The 13,373-nt window shown below is 46.7% G+C and carries 15 protein-coding genes and 1 pseudogene; 10 read left to right on the top strand and 6 right to left on the bottom strand.

Features of this window, described 5'->3' with window-relative positions:
- The first annotated feature begins 10 nt into the window (after positions 1-10).
- From AOC29_RS02315 to AOC29_RS02275, 9 genes and pseudogenes are all read left to right on the top strand, one after another.
- Positions 11-1,189 carry a DegT/DnrJ/EryC1/StrS aminotransferase family protein gene (locus AOC29_RS02315; RefSeq protein ID WP_215296448.1) on the top strand — a complete coding sequence of 393 codons (1,179 nt, stop codon included), beginning with the start codon at positions 11-13 and terminating at the stop codon, positions 1,187-1,189.
- Between the two features lie 41 nt (positions 1,190-1,230).
- Positions 1,231-2,193 carry a glycosyltransferase gene (locus AOC29_RS02310; RefSeq protein WP_215296447.1) on the top strand — a complete coding sequence of 321 codons (963 nt, stop codon included), beginning with the start codon at positions 1,231-1,233 and terminating at the stop codon, positions 2,191-2,193.
- Positions 2,194-3,063 (top strand): formyltransferase, encoded by an 870-nt coding sequence (locus AOC29_RS02305; protein ID WP_215296446.1) that lies wholly within the window; start codon positions 2,194-2,196, stop codon positions 3,061-3,063. It begins immediately after the preceding gene.
- A gap of 38 nt (positions 3,064-3,101) precedes the next feature.
- On the top strand, positions 3,102-4,148 hold the full coding sequence (locus tag AOC29_RS02300) for a bifunctional UDP-4-keto-pentose/UDP-xylose synthase (protein ID WP_215296445.1): 1,047 nt from the start codon (positions 3,102-3,104) through the stop codon (positions 4,146-4,148).
- Positions 4,149-4,170: 22 nt separating this feature from the next.
- Positions 4,171-5,088, top strand: a complete 918-nt coding sequence (locus tag AOC29_RS02295) for a polysaccharide deacetylase family protein (RefSeq protein ID WP_215296444.1) — start codon at positions 4,171-4,173, stop codon at positions 5,086-5,088.
- 37 nt (positions 5,089-5,125) lie between these two features.
- Positions 5,126-5,593: a peroxiredoxin gene (locus AOC29_RS02290; RefSeq protein WP_215296443.1), complete on the top strand. Its 468-nt coding sequence runs from the start codon at positions 5,126-5,128 to the stop codon at positions 5,591-5,593.
- A 235-nt stretch (positions 5,594-5,828) separates the two neighbouring features.
- Positions 5,829-7,475, top strand: coding sequence for a PhoH family protein (locus AOC29_RS02285; protein ID WP_215296442.1), 1,647 nt, complete (start codon positions 5,829-5,831; stop codon positions 7,473-7,475).
- 109 nt (positions 7,476-7,584) lie between these two features.
- Positions 7,585-7,983: pseudogene (locus AOC29_RS02280) on the top strand (C40 family peptidase); the annotation flags it as partial.
- A gap of 119 nt (positions 7,984-8,102) precedes the next feature.
- The gene (locus AOC29_RS02275) at positions 8,103-8,369 is read left to right on the top strand and encodes a hypothetical protein (RefSeq protein WP_215296440.1); all 267 of its coding nucleotides are present in this window, start codon (positions 8,103-8,105) and stop codon (positions 8,367-8,369) included.
- An 81-nt stretch (positions 8,370-8,450) separates the two neighbouring features.
- On the opposite strand, the gene dnaB is transcribed toward AOC29_RS02275, so the two are convergent.
- From dnaB to AOC29_RS02245, 6 genes are all read right to left on the bottom strand, one after another.
- Entirely contained in the window at positions 8,451-9,890 is a 1,440-nt protein-coding gene (dnaB, locus tag AOC29_RS02270; protein ID WP_371819535.1) for a replicative DNA helicase, read from the bottom strand.
- Positions 9,891-9,927: 37 nt separating this feature from the next.
- Positions 9,928-10,380 (bottom strand): 50S ribosomal protein L9, encoded by a 453-nt coding sequence (rplI, locus tag AOC29_RS02265; RefSeq protein ID WP_215296439.1) that lies wholly within the window; start codon positions 10,378-10,380, stop codon positions 9,928-9,930.
- 13 nt (positions 10,381-10,393) lie between these two features.
- A complete protein-coding gene (rpsR, locus tag AOC29_RS02260; RefSeq protein ID WP_215296438.1) occupies positions 10,394-10,666 on the bottom strand; it encodes a 30S ribosomal protein S18 in 273 nt (90 codons plus the stop codon).
- A gap of 13 nt (positions 10,667-10,679) precedes the next feature.
- Positions 10,680-10,973: a primosomal replication protein N gene (gene priB, locus AOC29_RS02255; RefSeq protein ID WP_215296437.1), complete on the bottom strand. Its 294-nt coding sequence runs from the start codon at positions 10,971-10,973 to the stop codon at positions 10,680-10,682.
- Positions 10,974-11,032: 59 nt separating this feature from the next.
- Positions 11,033-11,407, bottom strand: a complete 375-nt coding sequence (rpsF, locus tag AOC29_RS02250) for a 30S ribosomal protein S6 (protein ID WP_215296436.1) — start codon at positions 11,405-11,407, stop codon at positions 11,033-11,035.
- 122 nt (positions 11,408-11,529) lie between these two features.
- A complete protein-coding gene (locus AOC29_RS02245; protein ID WP_215296435.1) occupies positions 11,530-12,588 on the bottom strand; it encodes an asparaginase in 1,059 nt (352 codons plus the stop codon).
- A gap of 58 nt (positions 12,589-12,646) precedes the next feature.
- Here AOC29_RS02245 and lexA point away from each other — a divergent pair, with 58 nt between their 5' ends.
- Positions 12,647-13,366 (top strand): transcriptional repressor LexA, encoded by a 720-nt coding sequence (gene lexA, locus AOC29_RS02240; RefSeq protein WP_215296434.1) that lies wholly within the window; start codon positions 12,647-12,649, stop codon positions 13,364-13,366.
- Positions 13,367-13,373 lie beyond the last annotated feature (7 nt).

Genomic DNA, 13,373 nt, shown 5'->3' with positions numbered 1-13,373 from the left:
TATAAGCATTATGGCAAACACTGCACCTACTTTTACTCCCGAATTTATTCCGTTTACGCGCCCCAGCTTTAATCAAGAAACGATTGATGCCGTTGCTGAGGTATTGCGCTCGGGGTGGGTAACCTCGGGACCAAAGTTAGCGGAGTTCGAAGCAGCCCTCAGCGACTACTTTGGTGGTCGCCCGGTGCGTTGTTTTGCTAATGGCACGGCAACTATGAAGATTGCATTGCAAGTGGCTGGTATTGGCGAGGGCGATGAAGTAATTACCACACCGATATCTTGGGTAGCCACTTCGAATGTGATTTTAAGTGTTGGTGCCAAACCCGTCTTTGTGGATATTGATCCTGTTACCCGCAATATTGATCTCAATAAAGTAGCTACTGCAATCACTCCCAAGACTCGCGCCATCATGCCGGTATATCTGGCTGGTCTGCCAGTTGATATGGATCAGCTCTACGCATTAGCCAAGCAATACAAGCTGCGCGTGATTGAAGATGCTGCACAAGCGTTTGGATCGCAATGGAAAGGCAAGAAGATTGGTAGCTTTGGCGATCTAGTGAGCTTTAGTTTCCAAGCCAATAAGAATCTCAGTACGGTTGAAGGTGGTTGTCTCGTACTCAATAATGCAGATGAAGCCAAGCTTGCTGAAAAGTTTCGTCTACAGGGTTTAACTCGTCAAGGCATGGATGGCATGGATGTGGATGTGTTGGGCGGCAAAGATAATTTGACCGACGTTAATGCGGTCATTGGCTTACAACAACTCAAACAATTGCCAGCTTATCAAACACGTCGCGCTACACTTGCACATCAATACTTTGATGTGATCCGTACCGAACTCAAATCTGCAGACCTGGATCATCTTAAGTTAGAGCTTCCAGTTGAAAATTTCACAGAGAGTAATTGGCACATGTATCAAGTAGTGCTGCCACTAGATCAACTCAATTGTGATCGCGCCCAAGTCATGATGGAATTAAAAGCCCTCGGCATTGGCACTGGTGTGCACTACCCTGCCATCACCGGCTTTACTCTGTACAAAGATCAAGGCTATAAAACAAGTGATACCCCGATTGCAGAACGTATTGGTCGCTCTATTCTCACTCTCCCACTATTTCCTGGAATGGCCGATGAGGATATTCGTCGTATAGCCAGTGGATTAGTCGGAATCCTCAAGAAACACCGTAAAAACTAGTCTTATTGGGTTAAATCCCCAGAATCAGGCAAAATTGCAGCATGACCGCAAATTTAGCTGCCAATCCAAAACTCAGCATCGTTATTCCCGTTTACAACGAAGAAGACGGTCTTCAGGCTTTATTTGATCGCCTTTATCCTGCATTAGATGCGCTCGCTACCAAACGCAATGTTGCATATGAGATTGTTTTTGTAAACGATGGCAGTAAGGATCGCTCAGCAGGGATTCTGGCTAGACAAGTGGAGTTGCGTCCTGACGTTACACGTGCAGTGTTATTTCATAGCAACTTTGGCCAGCACATGGCCATCATGGCTGGTTTTGAATACGCGAAAGGTGAACACATCATCACCTTGGATGCAGATTTACAAAATCCTCCCGAAGAAATTGATGCGCTCACTGAGCAATTGCTAAAGGGTCATGATTACGTCGGCACTATTCGTGCAGATCGTCGCGATAGCTTCTTCAGAAAATTTGCCTCACGCGCGATGAATCGTTTACGTGAAAATATTACCCGTATCACAATGACCGATCAGGGCTGCATGCTGCGGGGCTATAGCCGTCGCATCGTTGATCTCGTTCGTCAATGTGACGAGAACAATACCTTTATTCCTGCGCTGGCTTATACCTTTGCTGCCAACCCCATTGAAATAAGCGTCAAGCATGAAGAGCGCTTCGCTGGTGAATCCAAATACAGCCTCTATCAACTGATTCGGTTGAACTTTGATTTGGTTACTGGCTTTTCTATCATGCCTTTGCAGATCTTCTCGATTCTGGGCATGTTACTGTCGCTCGCTGCCGGCAGCTTGTTTGCATACCTATTGGTGCGTCGCTTTGTTTTAGGTGCCGAGGTTGAGGGTGTCTTCACCCTCTTTGCGCTCACTTTCTTCTTAATTGGTGTGATGCTCTTTGGCCTTGGTCTCTTGGGTGAATATATTGGCCGCATCTATCAGCAGATCCGTAATCGCCCACGTTATGTGGTGCAAACCGTTTTAGAGAAAAAATAATTGCACGCTGTCGTATTCGCATATCACGATGTTGGCGTTAATTGCCTCAAAGCACTTCTTAATGCGGGTATCCAAGTTGATCTGGTAGTTACTCACGAAGACGACCCCAATGAGAATGTCTGGTTCGCTAGCGTCGCCAAACTCTGTACTGAAAAAAACATTCCTTACATCACGCCAAGTGCTAGCGAGTTAAATGATTTAACTCCTAAGCTTCAAGCACTATCGCCTGACTATATTTTTTCCTTCTACTACCGCCATATGATTCCGGCGCAAATTTTGGCTTGCGCCAAGATTGCCGCACTCAATATGCATGGCTCATTACTACCGAAGTACCGAGGTCGAGCACCAGTCAATTGGGCAATCTTGCATGGCGAGACAGAAACTGGTGCCACCCTCCATGTCATGGAAGTCAAACCGGATGCTGGTGACATTGTTGGACAAGCAAAGGTCAGCATTGGTCCAGACGAAACCGCGACAGATGTCTTTGGTAAAGTCAGTGAAGCTGCTGTAGCAGTGATCAACCAAGTTCTGCCAGAGCTTCTCCAAGGCAAAGTTCCCCGCAAGCCCAATGAACTCCAAAAAGGCAGTTATTTTGGCGGCAGAAAGCCTGCTGATGGGCAAATTCACTGGAATCAGAGTGCACAGCAAGTCCATAACCTTGTCAGAGCCGTTGCACCCCCCTATCCAGGGTCTTTTACTGAGCACAATGGCGCAACCATGATCCTAGCCCGCACTAGCCTGAAAGGCCCCTTTCCAGCCAAGCTCGATCTTAGGGCTACTGGTATCCAAGTGGTTGATAATCGGGTATTCGGCATCTGTGGCGACCACCAAGCAGTTGAAGTCTTGGAATGGTTTCCAGCAAGTAAATAAGCATTAAATACAAATTAGATTAAAACGAGGCAGTAGAGATGAAAAAAGTACTCATTCTTGGTGTTAACGGTTTTATCGGTCACCACCTTTCCAAACGCATTCTGGAGACAACCGATTGGGATGTCTATGGCATGGATATGCAGAATGATCGCCTGGGTGATTTGATCAATCACCCTCGCATGCACTTCTTTGAAGGTGATATCACTATCAATAAAGAGTGGGTTGAATATCACATTCGCAAATGCGACGTTATCCTCCCTTTGGTTGCGATTGCTACACCGGCAACTTACGTACAACAACCACTTAAAGTATTTGAGCTCGACTTCGAAGCCAATCTGCCGATCGTGCGCTCTGCTGTTAAATATAAAAAGCACTTGGTCTTCCCATCGACCTCTGAGGTTTATGGCATGTGTGAAGACGGCGAATTTGATCCGTCTCAATCAAATATGGTTTACGGTCCAATCAATAAACCCCGCTGGATCTATGCTTGCTCCAAGCAATTGATGGATCGCGTGATTTGGGGTTACGGTATGGAAGGCTTGCGCTTTACCCTCTTCCGCCCATTTAACTGGATTGGTCCTGGACTCGACAGTATCTACACACCAAAAGAAGGCTCCTCCCGCGTAGTGACTCAGTTCTTGGGTCACATCGTGCGTGGCGAACCTATTAATCTAGTAGATGGTGGCGCACAGAAACGTGCTTTTACTTATATTGATGATGGTATCGACGCACTCATGCGCATCATCGCCAATAAAGATGATGTTGCTAATGGCAAGATCTACAACATTGGCAACCCAAAAAACAATCACTCTGTTCGTGAATTAGCAAATCAAATGCTCGAGATTGCCCGTAGCATCCCTGAGTACGCCAAAACAGCGAATGACGTCAAGATAGTGGAAACAACCTCTGGAGCATATTACGGCGAAGGCTATCAAGATGTTCAGAACCGCGTACCAGCGATTGACAACACTATGAGTGAATTGGGTTGGAAACCGACTACGCCAATGGCAGATGCCCTCAAGAATATTTTTGAAGCTTATCGTCAAGACGTGGAAAAAGCCCGCTCTTTAGTCGACAAAGAATAAGCAGAAATAGATTCAAGGATTCATGGCTAAGATTGCTCTCAAGGTTGATGTTGATACCTTACGCGGCACCAAAGAAGGTGTCCCTAATCTAGCTAGAGCCCTTGAGCGTTTTGGCTTAAAGGCCACCTTCCTATTTAGCCTGGGACCAGATCACACTGGCTGGGCCTTAAAAAGAGTTTTTCGCCCCGGCTTTCTAAAAAAAGTGAGTCGTACCTCTGTCGTAGAGCACTACGGCATTAAAACTCTGCTCTATGGCGTTCTTCTTCCTGGCCCAGACATTGGTAAAAAAGCGGCTGCAGAAATGCGTGCAATTGATCAAGCTGGACATGAAACTGGTATACACACTTGGGACCACGTTGCATGGCAAGATGCTGTGCGCACTCAAGACTCCAGATGGACTAAGGCGATGATGCAAAAAAGCTGGGATCGCTTTATCGAGATCTTTGGTCACGCTCCAGTAACCTATGGTGCAGCAGGCTGGCAAATGAACGAAGCCGCTTTTGAGCAGCTGGATCAATGGGGGATTACATATTCCTCTGATGGAAGAGCAGAGCCGAACTTGATACCGTATCGCCTAGGACTTACTTCAGGTAAGGCAAAACATGTGCAGTACCCAACCACGCTACCGACTTTTGATGAACTCATCGGGATCGATGATGCCGATGAGTTCGGGGCTGTCAAAAAACTCCTTGAAATTACTCAAAGCAATCCCAATGACCAAGTCTTCACCCTGCATGCAGAATTAGAGGGTCAGAAGCTACTTCCAGCGTTTGAACAACTATTGGCTGGATGGCTCAATCAAGGTCATGACCTAGTCACCATGGGCGAGTTACACCAATCCTGGAAAGCCACCAATCAACTGGATAAAATAGCGGTATTGCCACTCACCTGGGGTGAGATACCCAATCGAAGTGGCGAACTGATTATTCAGCATCATTAAGCAAGTAAAACCAAGAGACAAATTACAAAGGATCATCATGACAGTAGCAATCGGCCAAGCAATTCCAACATGCGCTATTCCGGCGACATCAAACCTCACTTTTTCTCCGGCATCTGCTAAAGGAAAAAAACTGGTTCTCTACTTTTATCCAAAAGATATGACGCCAGGCTGCACTGCCGAGTCGGGTGAGTTTCGCGACAACATCGAAGCCTTTACTAAAGCAAATACCTTGGTGGTTGGCGTCTCTCGCGATAGCCTCAAGTCGCATGACAATTTCCGTAGCAAGTTACAACTGCCATTTGAACTAGTTGCCGATACCGAAGAAAAGCTCTGTCAACTCTTTGGAGTCATCAAGATGAAGAATATGTATGGCAAACAGGTCCGCGGAATTGAGCGCAGCACCTTCCTGTTTGACTCTACTGGGACGTTAGTAAAAGAGTGGCGCGGCCTAAAGGTTCCTGGTCATGTGACAGAGGTATTACAAGCGGCTCAAGCTACCAAATAATTTTTGCAACAATTTGTTCTCGGGTGCTTGCAAAGCCCAAAATTTGGGGTAAAGTAAAGTCATATGCACCGTAAACGACGGGAAAGTCTGACAATCCGTTTGAATCAGAAACCTGAGCATCTGAAGTCAGGTTCGGGGAGTAACCCCCTCCGTTTTTTTGAAGTCCTTGCAACTAGTTTCGTAATAAACCGTCAACGCACTCCGCTTGGCGGTTTTTTCTTTTAGGAGAGCCTGCATGCCATTGCCACCCATCCCAACTCAAATTGCTGATCAAGTGAAGCTCAGTCGGAAAGATACTCCCGACTTAAAGAAGCGCCCAGCTCCAGCAAAACCAGTGGTGGTAGAAACCTCTGATTGGGTAAACGATGTCGAGGAAGATTTATCTGCAGCAGAAGTAGCTCTGGAAAAAATTAAAGCAGACCGCAGCCCCACCCGAAATGAAAATCATGTAGCAACTCCTGCAAAACCAAAACGTGTCATTCGTACAGGACCCCCAAGTTTATTTGTACTCGATACCAACGTCTTGATGCATGATCCAAGTTCTTTATTCCGCTTCTCGGAGCATGACCTTTTCTTACCTATGACCACTCTGGAAGAGTTGGACAATCATAAAAAAGGAATGACCGAAGTAGCCCGCAATGCACGTACTGTCAGCCGCTCTCTCGATCAGTTGGTTGCCGGTACTAGCGGCACCTTAGATGACGGTATCCCGCTCAACAAACTTGGCAACCAAGATGTTTCCGGACGCCTGTATTTCCAAACCAAACTTGCTACTCAAGCTTTGCCAGAGGGACTGCCCGAAGGTAAGGGCGATAACATGATTTTGGCTGTGGTTAGCGAGCTTCAAAAAACGCGCAATGGTCAAGAAGTAGTCTTGGTATCCAAAGACATCAACATGCGTATTAAGGCGCGTGCTTTGGGCTTGCCCGCTGAAGATTATTTCAACGACCAGGTACTTGAAGATCGTGACTTAATGTACTCAGGCGTCATGTCATTGCCTGCAGACTTCTGGCCAAAGCATGGCAAAGATATGGAAAGCTGGTCTGATTCAAAATCAGGCACGATGTTCTATAGAGTTACTGGACCATCTGTGCCAAGCATGCTAGTCAATCAATTTGTTTATCAAGAAAATCCAGACGGCTCTACACCGTTCTATGCCCACGTACGAGAAATCAATGGCAGAACTGCTCTCTTGCAAACCCTCAGAGACTTTTCTCACCAGAAGAACAATGTATGGAGTGTTACTGCACGTAATCGTGAGCAAAACTTTGCGATGAACTTGCTAATGAACCCTGACGTAGATTTTGTAACTCTCCTAGGGCAAGCTGGTACTGGTAAAACCTTGTTAGCTTTAGCAGCAGGCCTTGAGCAAGTCCTAGATAGCAAACGTTATAACGAGATCATAATTACCCGCGCCACCGTTCCCGTTGGCGAAGATATCGGCTTCTTGCCTGGTACCGAGGAAGAGAAAATGCAACCTTGGATGGGTGCCTTTGATGACAATCTAGAGGTGTTACAACGTAACGATGATGCTGGTGAGTGGGGTCGTGCTGCTACCCAAGAACTCATTCGCTCACGGATTAAAGTCAAGAGCATGAACTTCATGCGCGGTAGAACCTTTGTAAGTAAATTTGTGATCATCGATGAGGCACAAAACTTAACACCAAAGCAAATGAAAACCCTCGTAACCCGTGCGGGCCCAGGAACGAAGATTGTTTGCTTAGGTAATATTGCGCAGATTGATACACCTTACTTGACAGAAGGTTCATCTGGCCTTACTTATGTCGTTGACCGCTTTAAAGGTTGGCGCCATGGCGGCCACGTGACCCTAGCGCGCGGCGAGCGCTCACGTCTTGCGGATCATGCTGCCGACGCGCTCTAAGAAAACTCTGTCATGCCGCACTCTCATTGGGTGCGGCTTTTTTATTTGTTCGATTCTGGCATTATCGGGATGCAGTACATTCGGCAGCAAAGCAGGCCCATCAAAAGTAGTGCAATTCAAACAAGACACTAGTGTCGGCACCGAGGATATCTCTATTGCAGCCGTAGGCTTAGTAGATATTCCCTATCGTTATGGGGGCAATACGCCCAAGGGTGGCTTTGATTGCAGCGGCCTGATTGTTTATGTTTATAACAAAGCGGCGGATATTAAATTACCCCGCACCATCCAACAAATGAGTACTCAAGGCAGGAGTGTTGAGAACCAACCACCAGCACCAGGTGACTTAGTGTTTTTCAATACTACCGGTGAAAAATACTCGCACGCTGGCATCTATGTGGGGCAAGGAAGGTTTGTGCATGCGCCAAGCGCAGGTGGCACTGTACGGCTTGACTACATTACCGCACCCTATTGGGCTGCTAAGTTTACTGAGGCTCGTCGGATAGCACCCTAAGCTCTCTATCCCTATAGGGTAAATAGCATTTACCCTATATTTCCCAATAGCTTAATTTTGATTAGAGTATTGATTTAAGAAAGTCATTCATTGAAGTATTCACAAAAGGGGTCACTATGAAGAAGATCGTCATCGCTTTAAGCATCGCATTGAGTTTTACACTTCCCACCTATGCTTTTGCCGATCAGGCAGCCTGTGAAGCAAAAGCTGTGAGCAAGGATGGTAAGCCTTTATATGGCGCCGCTAAAGATGCCTCCATTAAAAAATGTATGGGCGATGCAAAACCCAATGATTGTGAAGCAAAAGCGGTCAGCAAGGATGGTAAGCCACTATATGGTGCTGCTAAGGCTGCCTCCATTAAGAAATGTGAAGGCGGAAAGTAAGTGATTCGGTTGAGCGCACTACCTCAGTAAAAAAGCCTCGCAATGCGAGGCTTTTTGATGTGTTCATTCTTCATCGATATTTTAGAACGGCTCATAACCGCCAGAAGAGTAGCCGATAGATCCCATCGCTAAGTTATCGAACTTGGTATACGGGCCTTGCCAGCTCAATCTGACTGTACCAATGGGCCCGTTACGCTGCTTGCCGATAATGATCTCAGCCATGCCTTTATCGGTCGTAGTATCAGGGTGATACACCTCATCACGATAAATAAACATAATCAAGTCAGCATCTTGCTCGATCGCACCTGACTCGCGCAGGTCAGACATGATTGGGCGCTTATTAGGACGTTGCTCCAAACCACGATTTAACTGTGAGAGCGCCACTACTGGGCACTGCAATTCTTTTGCAAGCGATTTAAGGGAGCGGGAGATTTCTGAGATCTCAGTTGCGCGGTTCTCTGAACCGGAGCCACTCATCAACTGCAAGTAGTCAATCACCACTAAACCAAGAGTGCCGCCAAAGTTTCTGGCAATTCGGCGCGCGCGCGTGCGCAACTCTAGACTTGATAGGGAGCCAGTCTCATCAATCAAAATTTGAGTATTACTTAACCGGGCAATCGCATCAGTCACGCGCGGCCACTCATCATCTTGCAGCTTGCCGGTTCGCATACGACCTTGATCAACGCGCCCTACTGAACCGAGGAGGCGTGATGCCAATTGTTCACCTGACATCTCCATCGAGAACACGACCACAGGCAAACCTTCTGCGAGAGCAACGTTCTCAGCAATATTCAATGCAAAAGCCGTTTTACCCATCGAAGGCCTTCCGGCAACAATGACTAAGTCACCTTTTTGTAGACCACTGGTTTGCTTATCTAAATCAATAAAGCCCGTGGCAATACCAGTGATGTCGCTACCACCTTGGCGGTTGTATAGCTCGTCAATACGTGCCACAACCGAGCGTAAGAGTGGTTCAATCTCGAGGTAGTCTGCTTTGCGACTACCTTCTTCACCGATTTGCAAAATACGAGCCTCTGCCTCATCCAACAGCGTTCTCACTGGACGGCCCTCTGTAACAAAAGCAGAGTTCACAATACTGTCTGAAACCTCAATTAAGCGACGCAGAATGCTGCGGTCACGAACGATGTCGGCGTAGCCTTTAATGTTCGCCGCACTCGGTGTGTTCTGCGCTAATGAATTAAGGTAATCAATGCTAACCAAATCGTCACCCTGCTCAGACTTAATTGCATCATGAACAGTAATGACGTCGGCGGGATGGTTGTCGCTAACTAAACGTGCAATGACTTTATAAATCAATGCATGCTCAGGGCGATAGAAATCTTTATCGTTTAAGAACCCACCCAGGTTGTCCCAAGAGGAGTTATCGATCAGTAGACCGCCGAGCAATGATTGCTCGGCTTCTACAGAATGCGGCGGAACTTTTAAGGCCTGCACGACTGCATCCCCAGAACCCATCATGTTGGGATTCAGCGTCACGGAACGTGAACGGGATTCAGCCATGAGGCTAGCGAAGTTCCTAAAGCCTGAGTTTTAAAACTTAAGCTTGTTCGCCAACTACACGAATCGTGATGTCAGCCACTACGTCGGTATGTACAGCAACCGCAACAGGATGATCACCAACCATTTTCAATGGGCCAGTTGGCATACGAATTGAAGCCTTCTCAATCGTGAAGCCTTTCGCTTTCAATGCATCGGCGATGTCATGGTTAGTTACAGAACCAAACAAACGACCATCAACGCCTGCTTTTTGACCGATTTCGAGAACCAAGTCTTTGAGCTTCACGCCAACTGCTTGGGCAGCAGCCAATTTCTCAGCAGCCAATTTTTCTAACTCGGCACGACGTATTGCAAAATCAGCGATTGCTGCTTCAGTTGCACGACGAGCTTTACGTTGCGGGATTAGGAAGTTACGAGCGAAACCGTCTTTAACGCGAACGACGTCACCGAGGTTGCCCAAGTTGGTTACTTTTTCTAAAAGAATAATTTGCATTGAGGGCTCCCAATTATTTTCTATGTTGATCGGAGAATGGCAGCAAAGCCAAGAAACGAGCACGCTTGATAGCAGTGTCTAACTGACGCTGATACTTTGCTTTTGTGCCTGTCAAACGAGCAGGAGTGATCTTGGCGTTTTCGCCAATGAAGTCCTTCAATGTATCTACATCTTTGTAGTCGATTTGCTCAACGCCACCAACAGTGAAACGGCAATAACGCTTACGCTTGAACAATGGGTTCTGAGCTGGTTTCTTTTTGAAATCGGGTTTCTTTCCAAACGCCATGATGATTTCCTCTTTAATTTTTCAATTGAATATGGGTAATATGGAAAACAAGTCTTTGATTACGTAGAGTCTTTGGTGCTAAGAATCCTTCAAACACTGCCTCAACTCCTAAATCCATTTGCTCTAGATCCTTTTGTATGGGACCAATTGCTATGGCTTCAACGCTCATCTGAATTTTCCTTGCCACTCCTACCTCGTTCGCTTCGCCACGATGTTCTAGCTGGCAATGCATCACTGGTATTCCTGCAGGTGTAAATCGAATCGCGTCTTTAGAAACTAAGATTGCAGTGAGAGTGAAATGATTCAACGCCGCCCCGCTTCTCTAATACGTTTTCTAGTCTGTGTATTCCTCTTCAAATTTCTAACTTAGGCTACCGCTGTAGGAGCGTCGGCTTGAGCTGATTTGCGAGCTTCTTCACGTTGCACTTCTTTCATCATGATGGAAGGCTCTGTTTCAGCTTTCTTAGTCTTGATAATGAGGTGACGCAAAACAGCATCGTTAAATTTGAACGCATGCTCAAGTTCTTCCAGAGTTTTCTGGTCGCACTCAATGTTCATGCAAACGTAGTGGGCTTTAGCAAGCTTGTCGATCATGTAAGCCATCTGACGACGACCCCAGTCTTCCATACGATGAATTTTGCCGCCCGCAGCTGCTAATGTAGCTTTGTAACGATCGATCATCGCTGGCACTTGCTCGCTTTGGTCCGGATGGACGATAAAGACGATTTCATAATGACGCATCAAACACTCCTTTAGGATTAAGTCACCTGGGCGTCTGCCAATTTCTGATGGTTTTGAAATTAGCGCCAGTGTGACAAGGTAGTAACAAATTGTAAGTACTGCTCACAACACTTTTTAAGTCCTCACCTAAATCCAGGCAAGACCGCCATTCTAGCAAAAAAATCCTGCCAAGTCAGGGATTTAGGGTTTGCTTTGTGATCTTTTTCAGCATTTAAAGCCAGCTGCAGGGCAATCCTCGCTCTGGGAGCAGAAAGAACCCCTGCCAGTTCACAAGAAAGCTCATCTTTTGAGGCTAAAGTTGCTCCAGCACCAGTTCGGGACGTTCTGACCAAAGCGATGCCCTGCATTTGAGCCTTTTTCAAAGGCTCAAGCCAAGTTTTATGAAAACCACCTAAACCAGTGCCAGCCAAAACCAAGCCCTGGACACCTGCGCCAACAAGCGCCTCAACTGTCTGCCCCCGCGCTCCAGCGTGACTAGTCAGAATATCTACCCATGGCCAAACCTCAGGAATGGGCAAATCCTCAACTGAGGCAGCCTGAATTGCCTTTACCCTAGAAAGCCAAGAGGGGTTTATCAAGCCTATAGGGCTGTTGGGCGAGTCCATCAGTGGCGCATTTAACGCCGAACTATGGCGTTTAGCCAAATCCCGCGCCAAGCAAACTTTGCCGGCAAATACTGCAAATACCCCGCCAGGACAGTTTTCAGGTGCGGTTGATGCCCATTTCAAGGCATCCAAGAGGTTTGCTGGACCATCTGCTTGAGGTGCATTTGCAGGCAACATGGCGCCGACTAAGACCACCCTTTTGCCTAATTTTTCAGCAAGCCTGCCACAGGTAGCATGTAAGAAAAACCCAGTTTCTTCAATGGTGTCGGTACCATGAGTAATCACTACGCCTTTTACAGCAGGATTTTGAAGAGATTCTTTAACTGTATTGCCTATCAGGGTGAGTAAATCCTCACTAAGATCACGACTATCGATATTGGCAAGCTGTTGAGAGACTATTTTTACAGCATCTGGAATACTTTCCCGAATCTTTGCCAAGAGGGCCTCAATACCAACTTGGCCCGATTGATATGCAGTCGGATTGGCAGGATCAGAAGCTAAACCAGCAATGGTTCCACCCACCCCCAAAACCAAAATATGGGGGATATTTTCAGGATTGCCATGGATGGAGTTCATACCCCATTATCTCCCTAAATTACTTGAATTATCAAAAAGTGCTGTATACAATCCCAGTATGGACATAAATACAGTCGATTATCTAGAGGAGCTAACTGCCCTCCCCAAACTCACTGCACGCCAGAGTGAGATATTGGAACTGATCACCAAAGCAATTGATGAGAGTGGTTTGCCGCCGACTCGCGCAGAGATTGCCACGCAATTAGGATTTGCATCTGCAAATGCTGCTGAAGAGCATCTTCGCGCACTCGCAAAAAAAGGCTATATTGAACTAACGCCAGGAACATCGCGCGGTATTCGTATCCCCCAACGCTTTCATCAAGCACAACACTCAAACAAATATCGTCAATTGTCATTACCATCTGGCGCATTACAGCAACTCACGCTTCCACTCATTGGTCGCGTTGCTGCAGGTTCACCGATCATGGCAGTTGAGCACATTGAGAAACAAGTCCCAATTGATCCAAGTTTATTTAGCAAAGGCGCTGATTACTTATTAAAAGTAAAAGGGATGAGCATGCGCGATGCGGGCATTTTGGATGGCGACTATTTAGCTGTCAGAAAAACTACCGAAGTACGTAACGGCGATATCGTTGTTGCACGTCTTGATGATGAAGTCACCGTCAAGCGCTGGCAACAAAAGAAAACAGCTAACGGCATGGTGATTGAGTTGCAAGCAGAAAATCCAGACTTCAAAAATATTGTGGTCGATAGTCGTCAACCGAACTTCGCAATTGAAGGTCAAGCGGTAGGCCTCATCAGGGCTGAAGGCTTGTAAGCCAATT

Source organism: Polynucleobacter sp. JS-JIR-5-A7 (assembly GCF_018687935.1).
GTDB lineage: Bacteria > Pseudomonadota > Gammaproteobacteria > Burkholderiales > Burkholderiaceae > Polynucleobacter.
This window is presented reverse-complemented; position numbering and strand designations above follow the sequence as displayed.